Origin of the sequence: Mesorhizobium sp. M0923, from assembly GCF_040319365.1 — a bacterium.
Taxonomy (GTDB): Bacteria; Pseudomonadota; Alphaproteobacteria; order Rhizobiales; family Rhizobiaceae; genus Mesorhizobium.
The window spans coordinates 1-23,947 of record NZ_JAMYNW010000001.1; the positions used below are offsets into that span (position 1 = coordinate 1).

Sequence of the window (23,947 nt, forward strand, 5' to 3'; positions counted from 1 at the left end):
CTCGGTGGTCACCGGATAGAGCAGCGGCAACTCTATCAAATCAGGGCGAAAATGGGTTCCGACGATGGCACGCGCGTTGCTGTTGTTGCCGCGCTTGGCGAAATGCGCAACGACATCGGCCTCCGCCAGCGCGCGCACTGCCTTCAGCGTCAAGAGTTCTGGGTCGCCAGGACCGGTGCCAACGCCGACCAGCCGACCTCTTGCGATCGCATTCATAGGCCCGGCCTCGCCAGTGCGTTGAGTGCGGCGGCGGTCATGGCGCTGCCGCCCAGCCGGCCGCGCACGATGGCGTAAGGCACGCCATAGGAATTTTCGGCCAGCGCATCCTTCGATTCGGCGGCACCGACAAACCCGACCGGCATACCGATGATCGCCGCCGGCTTCGGCGCACCATCGCGCAGCTTTTCCAGCAGATAAAACAGGGCGGTCGGCGCATTGCCGATGGCGACGACCGAACCGGCCATGCGCTCGCCCCACAAATCGATCGCCGCGGCCGAGCGGGTGTTGCCGATTTTTCTCGCGATGTCGGCGGTCCGCGGATCGCGCAGCGTGCAGATCACTTCGTTGCCGGCCGGCAGCCGCGCGCGCGTGACGCCATGCGAGACCATCTGTGCGTCGCAGAAGATCGGCGCGCCGGCGCTCAACGCTGTGCGCGCAGCGGCGACGAAATCGCGTGAGAAAACGAAATGCCGCGCAGCCTCGACCTGGCCGCATGCATGGATCATGCGGATAGCGACGTCGGCCTCGGCTTCGGAAAAGCGCGACAGGTCGGCCTCGGCGCGGATGATGGCGAAGGAGCGCTCATAGATCGCTGTGCCATCATGAATATAGTCGTAGGTGATGGGGTTCTGGGCGGGCATGCTCATTCCTGTCGGTAAGCTTTGACGACGCCGGCCGTGCCAAGCCTTGCAAGGCAGGCGGCGGCAGTCTGGCCTCGAAGTCGTTTTCTGCGGATTGCCGCTGCAATGCCGCCGATGCCGCGCGAGGCGTCATCGCCCGGCCTGTATCCGGCAGGAAACATCTTAGCCGTCCCGTCCACGACAAGTCCGGCTCCGTTTTCGCTACCGACCAATGTCAGCGCCGCCGGACCGGGATGGGCGCAGCCCTTGGCGCAGCCGGAGATGTGCAGCGTCAAGGAAGAATCGAAGATGTCGCGGTTTTCCACGGCGATGGTCTCGGCGATTTCGCGCGTCGCGATGCGGCCGGAGGCACAGGCGGGAGCACCCGGGCAAGCGGCGATCCTGGTGCGCGGGTCGGCGGCGTCGGTGACGAAGCCGAGGGTTGCGGCGGCTTGGTGGAGCGGCGGGCAGGCCGCTGGCGCGAGGCCGAGGAAAACCAGCGCGCGGCCCGGCGCCAGGCGGATTTCGGTGGCGCCAAGGGCCAGCGCGCTCTGCGCGAGAGCGATGATCTGGTTCGCCGGCATGCTGCCGAAGGGTAGGCCGATGCCGAGGGCGGTTCCGGCTGCAGCCAAGTCGAAAACTCCGATGGGCCGGCGATCCTTCGCGCCCCCCTCTGTCCTGCCGGACATCTCCCCCACTTGGGGGGAGATCGGCAGCTTCGCCGGTGGCTCACTCTTAGCATGCTTATCGATTGGCGAAAGCTGAGATGAGGGCGCAATCTCCCCCCAAGTGGGGGAGATGTCCGGCAGGACAGAGGGGGGCGCGAAGGATCGCCAATTTGCCAGAGATCTCAGCTGTCTTTCTGTCAAATCCCGCGCATGGGCATCGCGCCCCTTTTCGGCAACCATCCTTAGGATCGCAACGGCGATGTCGCAGGCCGCATCTTCCTCGGCCATGACGAGTAGCGTCGCAGTCTGACCGCCGCCGGCGATAGCCACCTGCCATTGCGTCCCCGCATCGGTCCGCACCGCAGCCAGCCTGGCATCGGCCGTCACTGCATCCAAGGTCAGCTGTCCGCCACCGTCGACAATCACCGAGACCTTCGGGCCAAGACGCTGCGTGACGCCGGCGTCCTCGATTGCCGCCCGAATCCGCTCCGCTAGCGGGCGCGGATCGGCGATTTCCTGCGGGTCGAGCCCGGCCAGCGGACCAGTCTCGACCGGCACGCCGGTGCGAACGGCAACACCCAGCGCATCGACCTCCATCGCCAGCAGCCGGGCGCTTTCGGGCGTCAGGCCGCGTATCTGCAAGCTGCCGCGGGCGGTCACTTCCATAATGCCGTTGCCGTGGCGCAGGGCGGATTCGCAGAGTCCGATCAACGACTTCGGCAACAGTCCTCCAGCGACCGGATTGAGCCGCACCAGCAGCCCGTCGCCGGTTTGCATCGGTGCCGACAAAGCAGGGCAGGCGCTGCGTCGGGAGAAAGCGTTCATGCCGCCACCCCAAGCGCCTGGGCTTCGGCAATCAGTGCGGCGAGATCGTCATCGATCGAATTGCGCAGCGGATGCCACAGACCGCGCCGTCGTGCCGACATGAAACGTTCGGCCATGACCTTCGCCGCCGACGGGTTCTCGCGCAGGATGAAGGCGCGGACAACGGGGTCGCCGAGATAGGCGTCGTGCACGGCCTCGATCAGCGCGCCAGATATGGCATGAGTGGTCTCGGCAAAGCCGACAAGCCGGTCGACCGTCTCGGCGAATTCCGAGGCGCCGCGCGGCCCGTGGCGCATCTGGCCGGCAATGAAGCGCGGATTGACGGCGCGTGCCCGTACGACGCGGGATACGGCGTCCCCAACCGAGCGTGGCTTGGGCTTTTGCGGATCCGTGGTGTCGAGCACGATCACGTCAGCGTTTTTGCCGAGCGCGGCAAGCGCTGCCGAAAAGCCGCCGATAAAGGCGACGTCGGCCGAGCCTTCGAGGATGTCGCGGCCGGGATCGTCGCCGGTATGAACCAGAAGGTCGGCCTCAGCGATGCGGCCCTCAAAAGCGCCGGGCGCCGAAATGCCTTCGCCCTCGGCGCCGCCATAGGCATGCGAGGTGGCGGCGAGATAGGCGCGGCCGATCTCTTCGCGCGCGGCCCAGTCGCCGCTTGATAGCAAGTCCTCGATGCCGGCGCCGTAAGTGCCGGGCGAGGTGCCGAATATGCGCGGGCTGATCTTGCCGTCTGCACGGGTTCTCGCCGCCAGCGGGTTTTCCGAATCGTCCTCGTCGCGGGTCGCGACGGCGTTGGCGGCGGCATCGATCAGCGCGATCTGGGTTGGGAACATGTCGCGGAACAGGCCGGATATGCGCCAGGTGACGTCGACGCGCGGGCGGCCGAGCGTTGCCGGCGGCAGCACCTCGATGCCGGTGATGCGGCCGGTGGCGGAATCCCATTGCGGCCGGCAGCCCATCAGCGCCAGGCCTTGCGCGATCTCCTCACCGCCGGTGCGCAGCGAGGCCGAGCCCCAGAGGTCGATGACCAGCGAGCGCGGCCAGTCGCCATGCGATTGCATGTAGCTGCGGACGACTTCTTCCGCTGCCACCTTGCCCAGATCATAGGCGGTCGGCGTCGGCATGGTGCGTGGGTCGGCGGTAAACAAATTGCGGCCGGTGGGCAGCACATCGCGCCGGCCACGCGCCGGTGCACCGGCCGGACCGGCGGCGACATGGCGGCCGTCGAGGGCCGCGATGAGTGCTACTTTCTCGGCTGCCGCACTCTGCTCGCGCAAAGGATCGGTTTCGCCCTCAGGCGAGCGACCGTAGATATGCAGGCCGTCCTTGATGGCGAAATCCTTGAGATCGCAGAGCCAGGCGTCGATGCGGCGCAAGGCTTCGTCGGCTGCGTCGGTCCTGGCGACGCCGGCCTCTGAGGCGAGGCCGGTCTTTTCCGCAGTCTCGACGATCAGCTTCGCCAGGCGGTCGCGGCGGCGGCGGTCGAGCCCGTCGGCCTGGGCATATTCGTCAACCAGTCGCTCGAGTTTATGCTGCTCTTCGTCCAGCCCGGCGCCGGTCAGCGGCGGCGGCAGATGGCCAAGCGTGACGGCGGCAATGCGTCGCTTGGCTTGTGCTGCCTCGCCGGGGTTGGAGACGATGAAAGGATAAATGACGGGCAGGGGGCCGGTGACGATTTCGGGAAAGCAGTTTTCGCTGAGCGCCACGGTCTTGCCGGGCAGCCACTCCAGCGTGCCGTGGGCGCCGACATGGATAATTGCATGGATGCCGAGCGACTTACGCAGCCACAAGCCAAAGGCGATCAGTGCATGGCGCGGCGGCAGTGTCGGGTCGTGATAGTCGGCGCGGCGGTCGGCTGAGCGCCCGCGATCAGGGGCGAGGGCTACGGTGATATTGCCGAAGGTGGCGGCGCGGAAGGGGAATTTTGCGGTGGTGGGCGCTTGGACACCCCCCTCTGCCCTGCCGGACATCTCCCCTTCAAGGGGGAAGATTGGCAGTTCGGCTGCCGGCTCTCCCTTAACGCCCTTGGTAGTTGGCGAAAGCAGAGACAACAGCGCAATCTCCCCCCTTGAAGGGGAGATGTCCGGCAGCACAGAGGGGGGTGCCTCGCGCGAACCTGTCTCATCATCCGTATTCCCCCATGCGGCCTCCACCGCAGCGATGGCCGCCGGCGGCAATTCCTTCGAGAAGGTCAGATAATCCTGCAAAGCCAGTCCCTGGTCGGCTGGCTCCAGCACCTCCAGCAACTGACGCGGCGTTTGCGGAATCCCTTCAACGGCGTAGCCCTGTTCGCTCAGGTCGTGCAGCATCGCCAGCACGCTGGACGGCACGTCGAGACCGACGGCATAGCCGGTGCGGCCGGGCGCGCTCGGATAGTCGGGGATCAGGATGGCGAGCTTGCGCTCCGCACGCGGCGTCCGCTGCAGACGCACGAAGGCCTCGATACGGTTCGCGACCTGCGCCACGCGGTCAGGCTCTGGCCGGTTGGCGAAGGCGCGGAAGGCCAATGCCGGATCGATCTCGCTTTCGCTCTTGAAGGAAATGGCGCCGGCCAGGATGCGGCCGTCGAGCTCGGGCAGGACGACATGCATGGCAAGGTCGGCGGGCGCCAGGCCGCGCTGGTTGTTCTGCCAGATGTCGCGGCGGGTGGTCGCGACGACGACCTGGAACACCGGCACTCCGGCGCGGTCGAACAGCGTCTCGACGCCGGGTTCGGCGCCCGAGGCGAAAGCTGTGGCGGTGATGATGGCGGCAGGGTTCAGCGCGGCAAACGCGGTTTCGACAACGGCGAGCGATGCCGCGTCCTTGAGGCTGGAGACGAAGATGGGGACCGGCGCTATGCCACGCTGCCCGAGCGCCTCGACAAGCGCATCGATGGGCGCGACATCGGCGGCGAGCAGCATCGAGCGGTAGAACAGGATGGGGATGATGGGGGCGGGTTCGGCGGACGGTAGATTTAGGCTGCGTTCCGTCGCGCCCCCCTCTGTCCTGCCGGACATCTCCCCCACAAGGGGGGAGATCGCCTGGTCATCGTCGCCTTCGTCAATGTTCGATGTTGCAGAAGTCGCGAGACGGTCAGTGACAGCCGATCTCCCCCCTTGTGGGGGAGATGTCCGGCAGGACAGAGGGGGGCGCGAAGGAATGCCGACGCTTGATAAGTCCATTCTTTCTATAACGCCGCGTCCCGGCTCGTAAAATCCCGCCTTTGGCACGCTGACAGGTTCAGCGACCGCCGCACCCGATCCGGCGAGACTTGCCAACCTCTGCACCAGCGCCGTCATATTCGCCGGGCCACCTTCGCGGAAATAGTCGAGCAGACCATCAAGTTCCTGGCGCGGCAGCGTCGAGCCTTCGATCAGCCGCAAATCCTCGTCGTGGCTCTCGCCCGGTAGGAGCGCCAGCTTAATACCGCGATTTCGCGCGACAACGGCAAGCTGGTCGCAGCCGTAGCGCCACCAGTCGTAACCGCCGAGGATGCGGACCAGGACGACCTTGGCGTGGCGGGCGACGCTGTCGATCCAGAGGTCGACGGACATCGGGTGGCGCAGGTCGCGCAAGGCGGCGAGCCGCATCGACGGCAGGCGGTCCGCATCTGCCTTCCACGCCGCCGCCAGCCCGGCGAGGTCGCTGTCGGTGAAGGACAGCGCCACGACATCCGCAGGCGTTTGCCTGAGATCGACAGGCTCGGCGAGATCGTCGAGCGAGGCGGATGTGGTGGTGAGGATGTGCATCGCGGCTCGTACCTGGGATCAGCCGGCGAGGATACGCTCGATCGCCGGGCGGTTCAGCCCTTTCAGGCCGATGACGACGAGGCGCGAGCGGCGATCGTCTTCAGCGGTCCAGGCGCGGTCGTAATAGTGGTTGACGCGCGGACCGACGGCCTGCAGCAAGAGCCGCATCGGCTTGCCGCCGACGTCGACGAAACCCTTGACGCGCAATACGTTTTCTTCCTCCGCCGCCGTGGCGACGCGTTGTGCCAGCTCGTCCGGATCGGACACCGACGCAATGTCGATGACGAACGAGTCAAAGTCGTCATGTTCGTGGTCGAGCTCGTCGTCGTGATGGGTCTTGCGGTTCTCGATGTCGTCCTCGACGGCGAGACCAAGGCCGAGCAGCACCGACGGATCGACCTTGCCTTGCGAGGTCGGCACGATCTTCACCGCCCGCGCAACATGCTTGCCGATGACGGCATTGGCGCGCGCCGCGCCGGCTGCGTCCAGCAGGTCGCTCTTCGACAGGATGATCAGGTCGGCACAAGCGAGCTGGTCTTCGAACACCTCCTCGACAGGATCGTCATGGTCGAGCGTCTCGTCCTGCGCGCGCTGCGCCTGCAGGGCGTCCATGTCGTTGGCAACGCGGCCATCAGCCAGCGCCGGCCCGTCGACGACGGCGATGACGCCATCGACCGTGACGCGGCTTTTCACCGACGGCCACTGGAAGGCCTGGACCAGCGGCTTGGGCAGGGCCAGCCCGGACGTCTCGATCAGGATGTGGTCGACCTTCGGCGTCAGCGACAGGATCTGGTCGAGCGCGGGGACAAAGTCGTCGGCGACAGTGCAGCAGATGCAGCCATTGGCCAGCTCGACGATGTTTTCCTCGGGGCAAGTGTCGATGCCGCAGCCCTTCAGGATCTCGCCGTCGATGCCGATATCGCCGAACTCGTTGACGATGATGGCCAGGCGCTTGCCTTTGGCGTTTTCGAGCAAATGGCGGATCAGCGTCGTCTTGCCGGCGCCGAGAAAGCCGGTGACGACGGTGCAGGGGACGCGCGAAACGTTGGCGGCCGAATCTGGGGAAGTCATATCAAGTCCTTCAAAAGGTCGAGGGGAGGGATGCGGGCAACCAAGCCGCGCTTCAGGCAATCGGGACGGCCGCGCCACGGAATGAGGCCGTCCGTCGAAGTAGCGAACAGCTTTGCCCCCGTCACCAGATCGGTGCCGCTGGTCGTGGTCAGGTCGCCGAAGACATAGCTCCAGCAGCCGTCGCGCAGCATCGCGGCGCTGAGCCGGCGCTTGCAATTGCCGAGGCATTCGACGGTGCGGATTTTAATGTTTTCGCTGGAAGCGGCGCGGCGCGTGTGCTCGGCGAGCAGTTCGCCGGCGCGGGGATAAGCGTCCGAACCGGTCTCGTCACGGCAGGACGAGCAGACGATGACGGTAACGCCGGCCGGGGAATCACCATGGCCGGACAATAAATCCGCTGTCTCAGCCGGAAAACTGTTGTCGCGTTCCAAATCAGGCTCCTTGCCCGGAAAACCCGCCAGGCGATCGGATTCTTATGTCCTAGACGGCAGGTCTCCTGGCTCGCGGGTCATCGCCTGGGTGCCGCCTTCCCGGGAATATCCCAGTGGTTTTCGGCCTTGGCTCGTCGCTTACAGTTGCGGGGACAGCCGCGGATTTGAAATCGAGATTTCGCACCGCATTCCCTCTTGGCCCTTGCCGTTGCGGGCAGGGGACCGTCTGGAACGGATTTAGGCTTGTGAAGGCAGTCGTGTCAACGCACGTCTATGACGCGGCGATATCTGCGAGCGGCTGGCCGAGGTCGCCGGCAGCCGTCACCTCGATGCGCTCGAGCCCGAGCCAACCCTGCATCTGCTTCAATTCCTCGAAAAGGGCGGCGGCAGTTTGCGGCGGGGCGCCGGGCTCCGAATAGGCGGCATGGACGCGCAATACGCCGGCCGGGCGGTCGGCCCTGAGGTCGACGCGCCCGACGATGCTGTCGCCGAGCAGGAACGGCAGCACATAATAGCCATACTGGCGCTTTTCGGCCGGCGTGTAGATCTCGATGCGGTAGTGGAAGTCGAACAACCGCTCGGTGCGCGACCGCTCGAAGACGACGGGATCGAACGGCGCAAGCAAGGCGCGCGCCTCGATCCTGCGCGGCAAACGGGCGTCCTTGTGGAGATAGGCTGTTTTGCTCCAGCCTTCGACGCTCACCGGCAACAGGTCGCCAGCCTCGACCAGTTCCTCGATGCGGCCCTTGATGTCGGCGGGCGAGAGGCGGAAATAGTCGCGCAGATCGCCCGCCGTGGCGACGCCATGGGCGCGGGCGGAGATGCGCAGCAGTTCGCGGTGGGCGTCCGCGGGGGACGGAACTGGCAAAGCGAGTACCGTTGGCGGCAGCACGCGCTCCGGCAGATCGTAGAACCGCTCGAAACCACGCCGGTGCGCCGTGGTGATGCGGCCCGCCCAGAACAGCCATTCGAAGGCATGCTTGGCATGGCTCCAGCCCCACCAGCCGCCCGAGCCCTTCTGGCCTTCGAAAGCCGACGCCGCGATCGGGCCTCGTTCAGCGACCTCGCGATAGATGTCCTCAATGTAGGCGGCGTGCTCGCGGCCCCATTTTGCCAGTCCGCTGTACATTTCCTCGCCGCGCTCGGCCCGCCGCATGCGCCAGCGCATCAGCGGATAGGTCTCGACGGGCAAGAACGAGGCTTCATGCGCCCAATATTCGAAGACCATGCGCTTGCGTGTCACCGCGGCGTCGTCGAGCAGCGCCAGCTTGTAGGGGCCAAGCCGCGAATAGAGCGGCATATAATGGGCGCGAACCACGGCGCTGACGGAATCGATCTGCAGCAGGCCGGTACGTGCAAGCACCCGGGCCAGATGCCGGCGGTCAGGCGTGCCGCTGGGGCGCGGGTCATTGAATCCCTGTGCCGCAAGCGCAATGCGACGGGCCAGGGCAAGCGAGATTTTTTCTTTCATGAAGGCGGTATCCGGACGATGTTAGACAGAGAAAATGACCTGCGATTCCGCCCCATGCTAGCAAGGTTTTGGCGGCATCTATGTCAGGAGAGAAAAGTGGAGTGAAAAGTGAAGGAAATCAAACAGGAGCGGATCGGACCAGTTTTCCCGGATATGCCGTCCAGCACCGCGATTTGAACAAGGTTTGACTTGCTTCGCCGAAAGCGCTGCGCTAACCCTCGCCGCGTTGCAGCATAGAGCCCCCTTAAAACGGTTCAGTGGTTAATCTGTCACGCTTCCGCAAGTGGGTCCGGTGCTGTAATCAGAGTGGATTGGCCGCCAACGGAAAACTGCAGCATGAACGCACTTTTAGGTTCGTACCTGCCCATCGTCCTGTTCATCGGCGTGGCGCTGGTCGTCGGCCTGGCGCTGCTCGCCGCACCGTTCCTGGTGGCTTACCGCAACCCCGATCCGGAAAAGCTTTCCGCCTATGAGTGCGGCTTCAACTCGTTCGACGACGCCCGCATGAAGTTCGACATCCGCTTCTACCTGGTGTCGATCCTGTTCATCATCTTCGATCTGGAGGTGGCCTTCCTGTTTCCTTGGGCAGTGTCGTTCAGTCAGATCGGCATGCTCGGTTTCTGGTCGATGATGGTGTTTTTGGCGGTGCTGACCATCGGCTTTGCCTATGAATGGAAAAAAGGAGCGCTGGAATGGGATTGAACGACAGTTCCGGCACGCTCGTCGCGCCGAAGCCCAAGGGCCTCATCGACCCCAACACCGGCAGACCGGTGGGGGAGGATGATCCGTTCTTCCTGGAGATCAACAACGAACTCGCCGACAAGGGTTTTCTCGTCACTTCGACCGAGGCGCTGATCACCTGGGCGCGCAGCGGCTCGTTGATGTTCATGACCTTTGGCCTCGCCTGCTGCGCCGTCGAGATGATCCACACCTCGATGCCACGCTACGACAGCGAGCGTTTCGGTGTCGCGCCGCGCGCGTCTCCGCGCCAGTCCGACATCATGATCGTCGCCGGCACGCTGACCAACAAGATGGCGCCGGCGCTGCGCAAGGTCTACGACCAGATGCCGGAGCCGCGCTACGTCATCTCGATGGGCTCCTGTGCCAATGGCGGCGGCTATTATCATTATTCCTATTCGGTGGTGCGCGGCTGCGACCGCATCGTGCCGGTCGACATCTACGTGCCCGGCTGCCCACCGAGCGCTGAAGCGCTGCTCTACGGCATCCTTCTGCTGCAGAAGAAGATCCGCCGCACCGGCACGATCGAACGGTGAGCGGCATGACCCAGGCGTTGAATGACCTCTCGACCTATCTTGGCGAGAAGCTGACCGGCCGGATCGGCGAAGCGGTGCTCGCCTATGGCGAACTCACTATCTCGGTCGAGCCGCGCGACCTGATCGAGGTGGTGACCTTCCTGCGCGACGACCCGAAATGCCAGTTCATTTCGATCATCGACGTTTGCGGCGCAGATTATCCGTCGCGGGCAAAGCGCTTCGACGTGGTCTATCACCTGCTGTCGCCGAGGCAGAATATCCGCATCCGCATCAAGGTCCAGGCCGACGAAGAGACGCTGGTGCCGTCGATCACCGGCATATATCCCGGCGCGGACTGGTTCGAGCGCGAGACCTACGACCTCTATGGCGTGCTGTTTTCGGGCCATCCCGATCTGCGCCGGATCCTGACCGACTACGGCTTCGAGGGCCATCCGCTGCGCAAGGACTTTCCGCTGACCGGCTTCGTCGAGGTGCGCTACGACGACGAAGCCAAGCGCGTCATCTACGAGCCGGTCGAGCTCAAGCAGGAATTCCGCAATTTCGATTTTCTGTCTCCGTGGGAAGGTACGGATTACGTGCTTCCGGGAGATGAGAAGGCAAAGCAGTAAATGGCTGAAACCTCCGTTCGCAACTTCAATATCAATTTCGGCCCGCAACACCCTGCTGCGCATGGCGTTTTGCGCCTTGTGCTGGAGCTTGACGGAGAAGTCGTCGATCGCGTCGATCCGCATATCGGGCTTTTGCATCGCGGCACGGAAAAGCTGATCGAGCACAAGACTTATCTGCAGGCCGTGCCCTATCTCGACCGGCTCGACTATTGCGCGCCGATGAACCAGGAGCATGCCTTTGCGCTCGCCGCCGAGCGGCTGCTCGGTATCGAGGTGCCGAAGCGCGGGCAGCTTATTCGAGTTCTCTACTCCGAGATCGGCCGCATTATGTCGCACATCCTCAATGTGACGACGCAGGCGATGGATGTCGGCGCGCTGACGCCGCCGCTCTGGGGTTTTGTCGAGCGCGAAAAGCTGATGGTGTTCTATGAGCGCGCCTCGGGCTCGCGCATGCACGCGGCCTATTTCCGGCCGGGCGGCGTCCACCAGGACCTGCCGCAGAAGCTGATCGAGGACATCGGCAAGTGGATCGACCCGTTCCTGAAGTCGGTCGACGACCTCGACGCGCTTTTGACCGGCAACCGCATCTTCAAGCAGCGCAATGTCGACATCGCTACCGTCTCCCTGGCCGACGCTTGGGCCTGGGGCTTTTCCGGCGTCATGGTGCGCGGCTCGGGTGCGCCGTGGGATCTGCGCAAATCGCAGCCCTACGAATGCTATGCCGAGCTGGACTTCGACATTCCGATCGGCAAGAACGGCGACTGCTTCGACCGTTATCTGGTGCGTATGGAAGAGATGCGGCAGTCGGCGAAAATCATGCGCCAGTGCGTCGACCTGTTGCTCGGTAAGGAGGGCAGCGGGCCGGTGTCTAACCTCGACGGCAAGGTGGTGCCGCCGAAGCGCGCGGCGATGAAGCGCTCGATGGAAGCGCTGATCCATCACTTCAAGCTCTACACCGAAGGCTACCGCGTTCCGGCCGGCGAGGTCTATGCCGCGGTCGAGGCGCCGAAGGGCGAGTTCGGTGTCTATCTCGTCTCCGACGGCACCAACAAGCCCTACCGCTGCAAGCTGCGCGCCCCCGGCTTTGCGCATCTGCAAGCGATGGACTTTTTGTGCCGCGGCCACATGTTGGCCGACGTCACCGCCGTTCTCGGCTCCCTCGACATCGTGTTTGGTGAGGTCGATCGGTGAATCGCATTCTGAGCCTCATGTTAATCGTCATTGCTGTCGCAATGCACCCTGCATATGCAATCGAGTGCGGAGCGTCTATCGATGCTTCCGATCTTGTGAAGCAGCACTTCAAGCTGAGCTACGTCACGCTTGGCATGCAAGAAAGTGCGACAGCAGAATCCGCCGATGTCGATGCTTTCTATTTCAAGAGAGATACATGCGAGTGTAGCGTCGCAGCGCCGGATGGCGCGAGTTTCTCTAAGGCGGAGGTATCGGCAGCCGCTTCCGGCAAAACAGGGTTCGCGCGGCTTGTTGCTCGCTTGGCTGGTAAATCCGGCGTTTGCCCGCCTGTCATGACAAATTCGCCGACTTTCCAATGTTTCGACGGTACGGCGAAACTTTGTAAGGAGGCCGCAGCAAGATGACGAACCTATACGTCTTTGGTGAGGTCGATCGCTAAATGTCAGTCCGCCGTCTCGCAGAAGCCAGCCTCCAGCCAGCCTCCTTCGCCTTCAACCGGGCGAATGCGGCAGCGGCGAAGCAGTGGATCAAGCAATATCCGAAGGGGCGCGAGCAATCCGCGATCATCCCCTTGCTGATGCTGGCGCAGGAGCAGGAAGGCTGGGTGACCAAGGCGGCGATCGAGACGATCTCCGACATGCTCGGCATGCCCTATATTCGCGGGCTAGAAGTCGCCACCTTCTATACGCAATACCAGCTCAATCCGGTCGGCACCCGCGCGCATGTCCAGGTCTGCGGCACCACGCCCTGCATGCTGCGCGGCTCGGAATCGCTGATGGATGTGTGCCGCTCGAAGATCCATCACGACCAGTTCCACACCAACGACAAGGGCACGCTGTCGTGGGAGGAGGTCGAATGCCTCGGCGCCTGCGTCAACGCACCGATGGTTATGGTCTTCAAGGACACATACGAGGATTTGACGCCGGAGCGGCTTGCCGAGATCATCGACCTCTATGACGCCGGCAAGGGTGCTTCGGTGACGCCAGGACCGCAAAACGGCCGCGTCACCTCAGAGCCGGCCAGTGGCCTGACGACCCTCAAGAGTGAAAAGGCGATCCTGAAGGCGACCCGCGACCGGGAAACCAGGGCGGCGACCAAGGCCGCCAAGGAAGCGGCGCCGGCGGCTGCCGCCGCAGCACCCGCGGCGCCGGCCCCGCCAGCCGCTTCTGCCGCGCCGGCGCCGGTTGCGCCCTCGAATGCCAGCAAGCCGAAGACCGACGCTGTCGAGACCAGTCCGGCGCTGAAATCGCCATCGGCGACAAAAGTCGCGCCCGCGGCGGAAAAGGCGGCGAGCGTTGCAGCGCCGCTGCATTCGGCCGCCAATGCCAACAAGGCCGAGCCGCAGGTCGAGGACGTCTCGAAACAGCGCAAAGGCCCCAAGAACAAGGCCGAGCCGGCGTCTGCGTTCAAAGCGCCGGAGGCCAAGGTTAAACCGGCGAAGACTGCCGCCAAGGCGGCCACGCCGTCGCCCGGAAACAAAAGCCGGCCGACCGGCAAGAAGCCGGTCTGAGGAACGAGCAATGCTTCAGGACAGAGACCGCATCTTCAACAATATCTACGGCCGCTTCGACAAGTCGCTGGCCGGCGCCATGGCGCGCGGTGCCTGGGACAACACGCCCGGCATCATCGCCAAGGGGCGCGAGTGGATCGTCAATGAGATGAAGGCCAGCGGCCTGCGCGGACGTGGCGGCGCGGGCTTCCCGACCGGGCTGAAATGGTCGTTCATGCCCAAGCAAAGCGACGGCCGGCCGAGCTATCTCGTCGTCAATGCCGACGAGTCCGAGCCCGGCACCTGCAAGGACCGCGACATACTGCGCCACGACCCGCACACGCTGGTCGAAGGCTGCCTGCTTGCGGGCTTCGCCATGGGCGCGGTCGCCGCCTACATCTATGTGCGCGGCGAGTTCATCCGCGAGCGCGAGGCGCTGCAACGCGCCATCGACGAGGCCTATGCGGCCAAGCTGATCGGCAAGAACAACACCTCCGGCTATGATTTCGACATCTACATGCATCATGGCGCCGGCGCCTATATCTGTGGCGAGGAAACGGCGCTGCTCGAAAGCCTCGAGGGCAAGAAGGGCCAGCCACGGCTTAAGCCGCCATTTCCGGCCAATGTCGGCCTCTATGGCTGCCCGACGACGGTCAACAATGTCGAGTCCATCGCTGTCGCGCCGACCATCCTGCGCCGCGGTGCCGCCTGGTTCTCGTCCTTCGGCCGGCCCAACAATGTCGGCACCAAGCTGTTCTGCATCTCCGGCCACGTCAACAATCCGTGCACCGTCGAAGAGGCGATGTCGATCCCGTTCCGCGAGCTGATCGAGACGCATTGCGGCGGCATTCGTGGCGGCTGGGATAATCTGCTGGCGGTCATTCCGGGCGGAGCGTCGGTGCCGCTGGTGCCGACCGAGCAGATCATCGACGCGCCGATGGATTTCGACGCGCTGCGCGACCTGAAATCGGGCCTCGGCACGGCAGCTGTCATCGTCATGGACAAATCGACCGATATCGTGAAAGCGATCGCGCGGCTTTCCTATTTCTACAAGCACGAAAGCTGCGGCCAGTGCACGCCCTGCCGTGAGGGCACCGGCTGGATGTGGCGGGTGATGGAACGGCTGGTGCGCGGCGAGGCGCAGAAGCGCGAGATCGACATGCTGCTCGACGTGACCAAGCAGGTCGAGGGCCACACGATCTGCGCGCTTGGCGATGCGGCGGCATGGCCGATCCAGGGCCTGATGCGGCATTTCCGCGGCGAGGTGGAGCGGCGCATCGACGAGTTTTCGCGCAACGCACACCGCGCCGAACCGGTGCTGGCGGCGGCAGAATAGAAGAATTCAAAAATGCGGGCGAATGTCCGAGACGAGGAAACGAGCGCGGGGCAGACGGAAACGACCAGGAGACCACCTATGTCGCTGTTTTCGACACCCGACGATTTTACGCCCGATATGGACCCGTTGTTGAAGATGAACCAGGATCTGACCAGGATGATGCCGAAGGAGATGGCCAATGCCGTCAATCTCCTGGCGCATCCTGTCGCGAGTGCGGCGGCGATGGCGGCACTCGGCATCGGTCTTGCCAACCACGCCTTTGGCATCTGGATGGGCGTGCTTTCGGGCGCGGCCGAAACTTCGCAGCGGCTTTGGCAGCCGGTCGCCGAGGATTTCGAGGCCAGGACGGAACGCTTTTCCGCGACCGGCAAAAGCTCCTCGACAAAGGCGCGCGCAGCGACCAAAACCCTGATTGCCGAGGCGCAGTCCTTCGCCAATGACGTGACCGACATTGCGACGAGCACCGCGGCGCGGAGCTTGGCGAATGCGAGCACCGTTGCAGCGGATGCCTCGGCCGGGCTGATGCCGGAAGATTTCAAGCAGCCCAAAGCGATGGACCGGCCAGCTGAGCCGGCCGACCTCAAGGCGATATCGGGCATCGGGCCGAAACTGGAAAAGGTGCTGAACGGCCTTGGCATCTGGACATACGCCCAGATCGCCGCGTGGACGCCGCAAGAGATCGCCTGGGTCGAAGATTACCTGTCGTTGAAGGGCCGCATCGGCCGTGACGGCTGGATCGGTCAGGCGGCCGCGTTGGCCGGGGTCAAAAAGTGAATTCAATATCGTGCGCGGTCTCGGCTGCGTCCGGAAGGAAAGATTGCGGAACGTCCGCAGGGGTTTGAGGCGAAATGGCAAAGCTCAAGGTCGACGGGAAAGAGATCACTGTACCCGACCATTACACGCTGCTGCAGGCGGCCGAGGACGCCGGCGCGGAAGTTCCGCGCTTTTGCTTCCACGAGCGGCTGTCGATCGCCGGCAATTGCCGCATGTGCCTGATCGAGGTCAAGGGCGGGCCGCCCAAGCCGCAGGCGTCTTGCGCCATGGGCGTGCGCGACCTGCGCCCCGGCCCGAACGGCGAGCCGCCGGAAATCTTCACCAACACGCCGATGGTCAAGAAGGCGCGCGAAGGCGTGATGGAATTCCTGCTGATCAACCATCCGCTGGATTGCCCGATCTGCGATCAGGGCGGCGAGTGCGACCTGCAGGACCAGGCGATGGCGTTCGGCGTCGATTCCTCGCGCTACCACGAGAACAAGCGGGCGGTCGAAGACAAGTATATCGGGCCGCTGGTCAAGACGATCATGAACCGCTGCATCCATTGCACGCGCTGCGTCCGCTTCACCACCGAGATTGCCGGCATATCGGAACTCGGTCTGATCGGCCGCGGCGAGGATGCCGAGATCACCACCTATCTCGAAAGCGCGATGACTTCGGAACTGCAGGGCAATGTCATCGACCTTTGCCCGGTCGGTGCGCTGACTTCCAAACCCTACGCCTTCCAGGCACGGCCGTGGGAACTGACCAAGACCGAATCCATCGACGTCATGGACGCCGTCGGCTCGGCGATCCGCGTCGATAGCCGAGGCCGCGAAGTGATGCGCATCCTGCCGCGTACCAACGAGGCGGTGAACGAGGAATGGATTTCCGACAAGACCCGCTTCATTTGGGACGGCTTGCGCACGCAGCGCCTCGACCGGCCCTATGTGCGCAAGGACGGCAGACTGGCCCCCGCAAGCTGGGCCGAGGCTTTTGCCGCGATCAAGGAAGCGGTGTCGAATGCCGCACCCGAAAAGATCGGTGCCATTGCCGGCGATCTTGCCGCCGTCGAGGAGATCTACGCGCTGAAGCTTCTGATGGCTTCGCTTGGCTCGAAGAACACCGACTGCCGCCAGGACGGTGCCGCACTCGATCCGTCGCTCGGCCGGGCGAGCTATGTCTTCAACCCGACCATCGAAGGCATCGAACAGGCCGATGCGGTGCTGATCATCGGCGCCAATCCGCGCTTCGAGGCGTCCTTGCTCAACGCCCGCATCCGCAAGCGCTGGCGGGCCGGTAATCTGCCGGTCGGCGTCATCGGCGATGTCGGCGATACGCGCTATGATTACGAGCAGCTCGGCGCCGGGCCGGAATCGCTGAAGGATCTTGCCGATGGCAACGGCAAATTCTTTCAACTGCTGAAGAAGGCGACGCATCCGCTGATCATCGTCGGCCAGGGTGCGCTGGCGCGTCCGGACGGCGCGGCCGTGCTCGGCCAGGCGGCGAAGCTCGCCGTCGCCGTCAACGCCGCAAGGGCCGACTGGAACGGCTTTGCCGTACTGCACACCGCGGCGGCGCGGGTCGGCGGCCTCGATGTCGGCTTTGTGCCGGGCGAGGGCGGCAGGAACGTCGCCGGCATGCTGGGCGAGACCGATGTGCTGTTCCTGCTCGGCGCCGACGAAATCGACATGGCCAAGACCGGCGGCGCTTTCGTCGTCTATATCGGCACGCATGGCGACAAGGGCGCGCATCGCGCCAACGTCATCCTGCCGGGTGCCGCCTATACCGAGAAGTCGGGCACCTTCGTCAACACCGAAGGCCGCGTGCAGCAGACCAACCGGGCCGGCTTCGCGCCCGGCGAGGCGCGCGAGGACTGGGCGATCCTTCGGGCACTGTCGGATGTGCTCGGCAAGAAGCTGCCGTTCGATTCGCTGCCGCAATTGCGCGCTAGGCTCTATGCGGAATACCCGCATCTTGCCCGCATCGACCATGTCGCGGCCGGCGACCCGGCCGACATCGCCAGGGTGGCCAAGCTCGGCGGGCGGCTGAACAAGGGCACCTTCACCTCGCCGGTCAAGGATTTCTACCTGACCAACCCGATCGCGCGGGCTTCCGCGGTGATGGCCGAGTGCTCGGCTTTGGCGAAGAACGGCTTCAGGCAGGCGGCGGAGTAGACATGGACACCTTCTTCTCCTTCTACGTGCTGCCGGCGCTGCTGATCCTTTTGAAGTCGGTCGTGCTGATCGTCGTTCTGTTGATCTTCGTCGCCTATGTGCTTTACGCCGACCGCAAGATCTGGGCGGCGGTGCAATTGCGCCGCGGACCGAACGTCGTCGGCCCATGGGGCACGCTGCAGGCCTTCGCTGACCTTTTGAAATTCGTCTTCAAGGAGCCGGTGATTCCGTCCGGCGCCAACAAGGGCGTTTTCCTGCTGGCGCCGCTGGTGTCGGCGGTGCTTGCGATCTCAGCCTGGGCGGTGATCCCGGTCAATGAGGGCTGGGCCATCGCCAACGTCAATGTCGGCATCCTCTACGTCTTCGCCATCTCCTCGCTCGAGGTCTATGGCGTGATCATGGGCGGCTGGGCGTCCAATTCGAAATACCCGTTCCTCGGTGCGCTGCGCTCGGCGGCGCAGATGGTGTCCTACGAAGTCTCCATCGGTTTCGTCATCGTCACCGTGCTGCTTTGCGTCGGCTCGCTCAACCTGACCGATATCGTTTTGTCGCAGCAGGATGGGCTGGGCACGAGGATCGGCCTGCCCAATACCTTCCTCGACTGGCATTGGCTGTCCCTGTTTCCGATGTTCATCGTCTTCTTCATCTCGGCGCTGGCGGAAACCAACCGTCCGCCCTTCGACCTCGTGGAAGCCGAATCGGAACTCGTCGCCGGCCATATGGTCGAATATTCCTCGACGCCGTTCCTGTTGTTCTTCCTGGGCGAATATGTCGCCGTCGTCCTGATGTGCGCACTGGCCACCATCCTGTTCCTTGGCGGCTGGCTGCCGCCCTTCAATTTCGCGCCGTTCACCTGGGTGCCGGGGCTGATCTGGTTCGTGCTCAAGGTCTGCCTGGTGTTCTTCATGTTCTCGATGGTGAAGGCGTTCGTGCCGCGCTATCGCTACGACCAGCTGATGCGGCTCGGCTGGAAGGTCTTCCTGCCGATCTCGCTGTTCATGGTGGTCGCCACCGCCGCCTTCCTCAAGATCACGGGGTTTGCCTGATGTCAGCATTGTCCCAGGCCGCCAAGTCACTGCTATTGCAGGATTTCGTCAGTGCTTTCTTCCTGTCGATGCGCCAGTTCTTCGCGCCGAAGGAGACGATCAATTATCCGCATGAGAAGGGGCCGGTCAGCCCGCGCTTCCGTGGCGAACATGCGCTGCGCCGCTATCCGAACGGCGAGGAACGTTGCATCGCCTGCAAATTGTGCGAGGCGATCTGCCCGGCGCAGGCCATTACCATCGAAGCCGGCCCGCGCCGCAATGACGGCACGCGGCGCACCGTGCGCTACGACATCGACATGGTGAAATGCATTTATTGCGGCTTCTGCCAGGAAGCCTGCCCGGTCGACGCTATCGTCGAGGGGCCGAATTTCGAATTCGCGACGGAGACGCGCGAGGAGCTTTATTACGACAAGGACAGGCTTCTGGCCAATGGCGACCGCTGGGAGCGTGAACTTGCGCGCAACATCTCGCTGGATGCGCCTTACCGCTGATATTTGACGCATGGACGGGGCGAGGGGCCTCGTTTAAGGAACACGCAACTTGCCGGCCGGAGGCGGTGGCAAAAAACAGGACGAATGTCCTGTTCGGACAGGAAACCCGGGGGAACCCATGCTGAGTGGACTAGAGGCGGCCTTTTTCTACCTCTTCGCCTTTGTCGCGGTGGCGTCGGCGTTCATGGTCATTTCGGCGCGCAATCCTGTGCATTCGGTGCTGTTCCTGATCCTGACCTTCTTCAACGCCGCCGGCCTGTTCATGCTGACCGGCGCCGAGTTCCTGGCGATGATCCTGCTCGTCGTCTATGTCGGCGCGGTTATGGTGCTGTTCCTGTTCGTCGTGATGATGCTCGACGTCGATTTCGCCGAGATGAAGGAAGGCGCCCTGCAATACGCGCCGATCGGCGCGCTGGTCGGCCTGATCCTGGCAGCGGAGCTGATCATCGTGCTCGGCGGCTACACATTTGCGCCGAAACTGGCGGCGACGGTTTCGAAGCCCATCCCGGACCTGGCCGCGCGCTCCAACACGGCGGCGCTCGGCGACATCCTCTATACGGATTACCTCTATTACTTCCAGGTGGCGGGGCTGGTGCTGCTGGTCGCCATGATCGGCGCCATCGTGCTGACGCTGCGCCACAAGCCGGGCGTCAAGCGGCAGTCGATCGCCGCCCAGGTCGGCCGCACGCCGGTAACCGGAGTGGAAATCCGCAAGGTCAAGACGGGCGAAGGAGTCTGACATGGTCGTCGGCATCGCGCACTACCTGACCGTATCGGCGATCCTGTTCACGCTCGGCGTGTTCGGCATCTTCCTGAACCGTAGGAACGTCATCGTCATCCTGATGTCGATCGAGCTGATCCTGCTTGCGGTCAACATCAATTTCGTCGCCTTTTCGGCGGCGCTCGGCGATCTGGTCGGCCAGGTGTTCGCACTGTTCGTGCTGACCGTCGCGGCGGCCGAGGCGGCGATCGGCCTTGCCATTCTCGTCGTCTTCTTCCGCAACCGCGGCTCGATCGCGGTTGAAGACGTGAACATGATGAAGGGTTGACGGAACCACCATGTATCAGGCCATCGTCTTCCTTCCGCTGCTCGGCTTCCTGATCGTCGGCCTGTTCGGCACCTCGCTCGGCGCCAAGGCTTCCGAATACATCACCTCCGGCTTCCTGGTGATCGCGGCTGTGCTGTCGTGGGTCGCCTTCTTCTCGGTCGGCTTCGGCGGCGGCGAGGTGTTCACCGTGCCGGTGATGCGCTGGATCCAGTCGGGAGGCCTCGAAGCGTCGTGGGCGCTGCGGATCGACACGCTGACCGTAGTGATGCTGGTCGTCGTCAATACGGTGTCGGCGCTGGTCCATATCTACTCGATCGGCTACATGCATCACGACCCGGACCGGCCCCGCTTCTTCGCTTATCTGTCGCTGTTCACCTTCGCCATGCTGATGCTGGTGACGGCCGACAACCTCGTGCAGATGTTCTTCGGCTGGGAAGGTGTCGGTCTGGCCTCCTATCTGCTGATCGGCTTCTGGTACAAGAAGCCGTCGGCCAATGCGGCTGCGATCAAGGCCTTCGTCGTCAACCGCGTCGGCGATTTCGGCTTCGCGCTTGGCATATTCGGCGTGTTCGTGCTTTTCGGCTCGGTCAATCTCGGCACCATCTTCGCCAATGCGGCGACGTTCATTCCGGCCGAAGGCGCGCAGCAGGGTCCGGCCGTACTGACCTTCCTCGGCTATGCGCTTGATAAGCAAGCCGCGATGACAGTCGTCTGCCTGCTCCTGTTCATGGGCGCCATGGGCAAGTCGGCGCAGGTGCCGCTGCACACCTGGCTGCCGGATGCCATGGAAGGCCCGACGCCGGTCTCGGCGCTGATCCATGCCGCTACCATGGTGACGGCAGGCGTGTTCATGCTGGCGCGGCTGTCGCCGCTGTTCGAGCTGTCGCATTCGGCGCTGACCGTGGTCACCTTCATCGGCGCCTTCACCGCCTTCTTCGCGGCGACAGTTGGCCTCGTCCAGAACGACATCAAGCGTGTCATCGCCTATTCGACCTGTTCGCAGCTCGGCTACATGTTCGTGGCGCTCGGCGTCGGCGCCTATGGCGCGGCGATCTTCCATCTGTTCACGCACGCCTTCTTCAAGGCGCTACTGTTCCTCGGCTCGGGTTCGGTCATCCACGCCGTCTCCGACGAGCAGGACATGCGCAAGATGGGCGGCCTGAGGACGCTCATCCCGACGACCTACTGGATGATGGTGATCGGCACGTTGGCGCTGACCGGCGTCGGCATCCCGGTGACGATCATCGGCACGGCCGGTTTCTTCTCCAAGGACGCCATCATCGAAGCCGCTTTTGCCAGCCACAATGCGGTCGCCGGGTTTGCCTTCATATTGCTGGTCGTTGCCGCCTGCTTCACCTCCTTCTATTCCTGGCGGCTGATCTTCATGACCTTCCATGGCGAGCCGCGGGCCAGCCATGAGGTGATGCACCATGTCCATGAATCGCCGCCGGTCATGCTGGTGCCGCTGTTCATCCTGGCGGCAGGCGCCCTGTTCGCCGGCGTGATCTTCCACGGCGCCTTCATCGGCGAGGGCTATGCCGAATTCTGGAAGGTGTCGCTGTTCACGCTGCCTGACAACCACATCCTGCACGAGATCCACGAACTGCCGCTTTGGGTCGAGCTCGCGCCGTTCATCGCCATGCTGATCGGCTTTGCGATAGCCTGGCAATTCTACATTCGCGCGCCGGAAATGCCTCGGAGCGTCGCGGCCAACCATCGCCTGCTCTATGCCTTCCTGCTCAACAAATGGTATTTCGACGAGCTCTACGACTTCCTGTTCGTGCGGCCGGCAAAGCGCCTCGGCAGCTTCCTGTGGAAGACCGGCGACGGCACTATCATCGACGGGCTCGGGCCGGACGGCATCTCGGCGCGCGTCGTCGACGTCACCAACCGCGTCGTCAAGCTGCAGACCGGCTATCTCTATCACTATGCCTTCGCCATGCTGATCGGCGTTGCCGCACTCGTCACCTGGATGATGCTCTGATGACCGCCTGGCCGATCCTATCGCTGGTCACCTTCCTGCCGCTGGTTGGTGTGTTGCTCATCCTTTTCGTGCGTGACGACAGCGACAATGCGCGCCGCAACATCCGCGCCATTGCGCTGTTCACGACCGCCTTCACCTTCGTGGTTTCGCTGTTCATCTGGACCGGCTTCGACAATTCGCAGCCCGGCTTCCAGTTCGTCGAGAAGTTTGCCTGGCTGGATTCCGGCATCTCCTACCATATGGGCGTAGATGGCATCTCCATGCTGTTCGTCATCCTGACCACCTTCCTGATGCCGCTCTGCATCCTCGCTTCGTGGGAATCGATCGAGAAGCGCGTCAAGGCTTACATGATCGCCTTCCTGTTGCTCGAGACGCTGATGATCGGCGTGTTCTGCGCGCTCGACATCGTCCTGTTCTATGTCTTCTTCGAAGCCGGCCTGATCCCGATGTTCATTATCATCGGCGTGTGGGGCGGCAAGCGGCGCGTCTATGCCTCGTTCAAGTTCTTCCTCTATACGCTGGCCGGCTCGGTGCTGATGCTGCTCGCCATCATGGCGATGTTCTTCCAGTCCGGCACCACCGACATCCCGACGCTTCTGACCCACAACTTCCCGGCCAATATGCAGACCTGGCTATGGCTTGCCTTCTTCGCTTCCTTTGCGGTGAAGATGCCGATGTGGCCGGTGCATACCTGGCTGCCGGACGCCCATGTCGAAGCGCCGACGGCCGGCTCGGTGATCCTGGCCGCCATCCTGCTCAAGATGGGCGGATATGGCTTCCTGCGTTTTTCGCTGCCGATGTTTCCGATCGCATCCGAAATGTTCGCGCCGCTGATCTTCACGCTCTCCGGCGTCGCCATCATCTACACCTCGCTGGTGGCGCTGATGCAGGAGGACATGAAGAAGCTGATCGCCTATTCGTCGGTCGCCCACATGGGCTTCGTTACCATGGGCATCTTCGCGATGAACCAGGAAGGCGTCCAGGGTTCGATCTTCCAGATGCTTTCGCACGGCCTGGTCTCAGGCGCGCTGTTCCTCTGCGTCGGCGTCGTCTACGACCGCATGCACACGCGTGACATCGACGCCTATGGCGGGTTGGTCAACAACATGCCGAAATATGCAACCGTGTTCATGATCTTCACCATGGCCAATGTCGGCCTGCCCGGCACCAGCGGCTTCGTCGGCGAGTTCCTGACCATGCTCGGCGTGTTCCGGGTCAACACCTGGGTGGCGTTCTTCGCCGCCACCGGCGTCATCCTGTCGGCGGCCTATGCGCTCTGGCTCTACCGCAAGGTGATCTTCGGCGCATTGACCAAGGAAAGCCTGAAAGGCCTGCTGGACCTGTCGACACGCGAGAAGGTGATCATCTATCCGCTGGTCGCGCTGGTCATCTTCTTCGGCGTCTATCCGGCGCCGATCTTCGACGCGACGGCCGAATCGGTCAAGGCGCTCGTCACCAATGTCACTGCATCCATCGGCGCCGCGCAGACCGCGGCGGCGAACTGACTGGGGTT

Annotated in this window: 22 protein-coding genes and 1 riboswitch; of the genes, 15 read left to right on the forward strand and 7 right to left on the reverse strand. The window is 63.6% G+C overall.

Annotation, left to right across the window (positions count from 1 at the left end; translation table 11 throughout):
• The 7 genes from NKH89_RS00005 to NKH89_RS00035 all read right to left on the reverse strand — a co-directional run.
• The coding region (locus tag NKH89_RS00005; protein WP_352908284.1) for an SAM-dependent methyltransferase at positions 1-216 on the reverse strand (216 nt) is incomplete at its 3' end.
• Positions 213-866: a precorrin-8X methylmutase gene (locus NKH89_RS00010; RefSeq protein WP_156948158.1), complete on the reverse strand. Its 654-nt coding sequence runs from the start codon at positions 864-866 to the stop codon at positions 213-215. The genes NKH89_RS00010 and NKH89_RS00005, both read right to left, overlap by 4 nt.
• Positions 863-2,332, reverse strand: coding sequence for a precorrin-3B synthase (gene cobG, locus NKH89_RS00015; RefSeq protein WP_023720755.1), 1,470 nt, complete (start codon positions 2,330-2,332; stop codon positions 863-865). Before cobG ends, NKH89_RS00010 begins: the two co-directional genes overlap by 4 nt.
• The gene (locus tag NKH89_RS00020; RefSeq protein ID WP_352844441.1) at positions 2,329-6,063 is read right to left on the reverse strand and encodes a cobaltochelatase subunit CobN; all 3,735 of its coding nucleotides are present in this window, start codon (positions 6,061-6,063) and stop codon (positions 2,329-2,331) included. The genes cobG and NKH89_RS00020 overlap by 4 nt, the downstream gene beginning before the upstream one ends.
• 18 nt (positions 6,064-6,081) lie before the next feature.
• Positions 6,082-7,134, reverse strand: coding sequence for a cobalamin biosynthesis protein CobW (cobW, locus tag NKH89_RS00025; RefSeq protein ID WP_023720753.1), 1,053 nt, complete (start codon positions 7,132-7,134; stop codon positions 6,082-6,084).
• Positions 7,131-7,565, reverse strand: a complete 435-nt coding sequence (locus NKH89_RS00030; RefSeq protein WP_352908285.1) for a DUF1636 family protein — start codon at positions 7,563-7,565, stop codon at positions 7,131-7,133. Before NKH89_RS00030 ends, cobW begins: the two co-directional genes overlap by 4 nt.
• A gap of 38 nt (positions 7,566-7,603) precedes the next feature.
• A riboswitch (cobalamin riboswitch) is annotated at positions 7,604-7,807 on the reverse strand.
• 29 nt (positions 7,808-7,836) lie between these two features.
• Positions 7,837-9,036 (reverse strand): winged helix-turn-helix domain-containing protein, encoded by a 1,200-nt coding sequence (locus NKH89_RS00035; RefSeq protein ID WP_023720751.1) that lies wholly within the window; start codon positions 9,034-9,036, stop codon positions 7,837-7,839.
• A gap of 336 nt (positions 9,037-9,372) precedes the next feature.
• Between NKH89_RS00035 and NKH89_RS00040 the strand changes: the two genes are divergently transcribed.
• The 15 genes from NKH89_RS00040 (at position 9,373) to NKH89_RS00110 (ending at position 23,939) form a co-directional block, all read left to right on the forward strand.
• Positions 9,373-9,738 carry an NADH-quinone oxidoreductase subunit A gene (locus NKH89_RS00040; RefSeq protein ID WP_023720750.1) on the forward strand — a complete coding sequence of 122 codons (366 nt, stop codon included), beginning with the start codon at positions 9,373-9,375 and terminating at the stop codon, positions 9,736-9,738.
• Entirely contained in the window at positions 9,729-10,310 is a 582-nt protein-coding gene (locus NKH89_RS00045) for a NuoB/complex I 20 kDa subunit family protein (RefSeq protein WP_023720749.1), read from the forward strand. The genes NKH89_RS00040 and NKH89_RS00045 overlap by 10 nt, the downstream gene beginning before the upstream one ends.
• 5 nt (positions 10,311-10,315) lie before the next feature.
• Entirely contained in the window at positions 10,316-10,918 is a 603-nt protein-coding gene (locus tag NKH89_RS00050) for an NADH-quinone oxidoreductase subunit C (protein WP_023720748.1), read from the forward strand.
• Positions 10,919-12,109 carry an NADH-quinone oxidoreductase subunit D gene (locus NKH89_RS00055; protein ID WP_023720747.1) on the forward strand — a complete coding sequence of 397 codons (1,191 nt, stop codon included), beginning with the start codon at positions 10,919-10,921 and terminating at the stop codon, positions 12,107-12,109.
• A complete protein-coding gene (locus NKH89_RS00060; RefSeq protein ID WP_352483044.1) occupies positions 12,106-12,513 on the forward strand; it encodes a hypothetical protein in 408 nt (135 codons plus the stop codon). The genes NKH89_RS00055 and NKH89_RS00060 overlap by 4 nt, the downstream gene beginning before the upstream one ends.
• A gap of 35 nt (positions 12,514-12,548) precedes the next feature.
• Entirely contained in the window at positions 12,549-13,619 is a 1,071-nt protein-coding gene (gene nuoE, locus NKH89_RS00065) for an NADH-quinone oxidoreductase subunit NuoE (protein WP_352496386.1), read from the forward strand.
• Positions 13,620-13,629: 10 nt separating this feature from the next.
• Positions 13,630-14,934, forward strand: a complete 1,305-nt coding sequence (gene nuoF, locus NKH89_RS00070; RefSeq protein ID WP_352496387.1) for an NADH-quinone oxidoreductase subunit NuoF — start codon at positions 13,630-13,632, stop codon at positions 14,932-14,934.
• Positions 14,935-15,012: 78 nt separating this feature from the next.
• Positions 15,013-15,708, forward strand: coding sequence for a helix-hairpin-helix domain-containing protein (locus NKH89_RS00075; RefSeq protein WP_352483048.1), 696 nt, complete (start codon positions 15,013-15,015; stop codon positions 15,706-15,708).
• Between the two features lie 74 nt (positions 15,709-15,782).
• On the forward strand, positions 15,783-17,864 hold the full coding sequence (gene nuoG, locus NKH89_RS00080) for an NADH-quinone oxidoreductase subunit NuoG (protein ID WP_352483050.1): 2,082 nt from the start codon (positions 15,783-15,785) through the stop codon (positions 17,862-17,864).
• 2 nt (positions 17,865-17,866) lie between these two features.
• Positions 17,867-18,910: an NADH-quinone oxidoreductase subunit NuoH gene (gene nuoH / locus NKH89_RS00085; protein WP_352483051.1), complete on the forward strand. Its 1,044-nt coding sequence runs from the start codon at positions 17,867-17,869 to the stop codon at positions 18,908-18,910.
• Positions 18,910-19,401 carry an NADH-quinone oxidoreductase subunit NuoI gene (gene nuoI, locus NKH89_RS00090; protein WP_023676622.1) on the forward strand — a complete coding sequence of 164 codons (492 nt, stop codon included), beginning with the start codon at positions 18,910-18,912 and terminating at the stop codon, positions 19,399-19,401. The genes nuoH and nuoI overlap by 1 nt, the downstream gene beginning before the upstream one ends.
• Before the next feature lie 118 nt (positions 19,402-19,519).
• Entirely contained in the window at positions 19,520-20,140 is a 621-nt protein-coding gene (locus tag NKH89_RS00095; protein WP_352483053.1) for an NADH-quinone oxidoreductase subunit J, read from the forward strand.
• A 1-nt stretch (position 20,141) separates the two neighbouring features.
• Positions 20,142-20,450: an NADH-quinone oxidoreductase subunit NuoK gene (gene nuoK, locus NKH89_RS00100; protein ID WP_023676620.1), complete on the forward strand. Its 309-nt coding sequence runs from the start codon at positions 20,142-20,144 to the stop codon at positions 20,448-20,450.
• 10 nt (positions 20,451-20,460) lie between these two features.
• Positions 20,461-22,434, forward strand: coding sequence for an NADH-quinone oxidoreductase subunit L (gene nuoL / locus NKH89_RS00105; RefSeq protein WP_023720739.1), 1,974 nt, complete (start codon positions 20,461-20,463; stop codon positions 22,432-22,434).
• Positions 22,434-23,939, forward strand: a complete 1,506-nt coding sequence (locus NKH89_RS00110; RefSeq protein ID WP_352908286.1) for an NADH-quinone oxidoreductase subunit M — start codon at positions 22,434-22,436, stop codon at positions 23,937-23,939. Before nuoL ends, NKH89_RS00110 begins: the two co-directional genes overlap by 1 nt.
• Positions 23,940-23,947 lie beyond the last annotated feature (8 nt).

What these genes read in the sequence shown, in the direction of transcription:
- NKH89_RS00010 (WP_156948158.1), bottom strand. Translation starts at nt 866, where the DNA reads ATGAGCATGCCCGCCCAGAACCCCATCACCTACGACTATATTCATGAT.
- cobG (WP_023720755.1), bottom strand. Translation starts at nt 2,332, where the DNA reads ATGAACGCTTTCTCCCGACGCAGCGCCTGCCCTGCTTTGTCGGCACCG.
- NKH89_RS00020 (WP_352844441.1), bottom strand. Translation starts at nt 6,063, where the DNA reads ATGCACATCCTCACCACCACATCCGCCTCGCTCGACGATCTCGCCGAG.
- cobW (WP_023720753.1), bottom strand. Translation starts at nt 7,134, where the DNA reads ATGACTTCCCCAGATTCGGCCGCCAACGTTTCGCGCGTCCCCTGCACC.
- NKH89_RS00035 (WP_023720751.1), bottom strand. Translation starts at nt 9,036, where the DNA reads ATGAAAGAAAAAATCTCGCTTGCCCTGGCCCGTCGCATTGCGCTTGCG.
- NKH89_RS00040 (WP_023720750.1), top strand. Translation starts at nt 9,373, where the DNA reads ATGAACGCACTTTTAGGTTCGTACCTGCCCATCGTCCTGTTCATCGGC.
- NKH89_RS00045 (WP_023720749.1), top strand. Translation starts at nt 9,729, where the DNA reads ATGGGATTGAACGACAGTTCCGGCACGCTCGTCGCGCCGAAGCCCAAG.
- NKH89_RS00050 (WP_023720748.1), top strand. Translation starts at nt 10,316, where the DNA reads ATGACCCAGGCGTTGAATGACCTCTCGACCTATCTTGGCGAGAAGCTG.
- NKH89_RS00055 (WP_023720747.1), top strand. Translation starts at nt 10,919, where the DNA reads ATGGCTGAAACCTCCGTTCGCAACTTCAATATCAATTTCGGCCCGCAA.
- nuoE (WP_352496386.1), top strand. Translation starts at nt 12,549, where the DNA reads ATGTCAGTCCGCCGTCTCGCAGAAGCCAGCCTCCAGCCAGCCTCCTTC.
- nuoF (WP_352496387.1), top strand. Translation starts at nt 13,630, where the DNA reads ATGCTTCAGGACAGAGACCGCATCTTCAACAATATCTACGGCCGCTTC.
- NKH89_RS00075 (WP_352483048.1), top strand. Translation starts at nt 15,013, where the DNA reads ATGTCGCTGTTTTCGACACCCGACGATTTTACGCCCGATATGGACCCG.
- nuoG (WP_352483050.1), top strand. Translation starts at nt 15,783, where the DNA reads ATGGCAAAGCTCAAGGTCGACGGGAAAGAGATCACTGTACCCGACCAT.
- nuoH (WP_352483051.1), top strand. Translation starts at nt 17,867, where the DNA reads ATGGACACCTTCTTCTCCTTCTACGTGCTGCCGGCGCTGCTGATCCTT.
- nuoI (WP_023676622.1), top strand. Translation starts at nt 18,910, where the DNA reads ATGTCAGCATTGTCCCAGGCCGCCAAGTCACTGCTATTGCAGGATTTC.
- NKH89_RS00095 (WP_352483053.1), top strand. Translation starts at nt 19,520, where the DNA reads ATGCTGAGTGGACTAGAGGCGGCCTTTTTCTACCTCTTCGCCTTTGTC.
- nuoK (WP_023676620.1), top strand. Translation starts at nt 20,142, where the DNA reads ATGGTCGTCGGCATCGCGCACTACCTGACCGTATCGGCGATCCTGTTC.
- nuoL (WP_023720739.1), top strand. Translation starts at nt 20,461, where the DNA reads ATGTATCAGGCCATCGTCTTCCTTCCGCTGCTCGGCTTCCTGATCGTC.
- NKH89_RS00110 (WP_352908286.1), top strand. Translation starts at nt 22,434, where the DNA reads ATGACCGCCTGGCCGATCCTATCGCTGGTCACCTTCCTGCCGCTGGTT.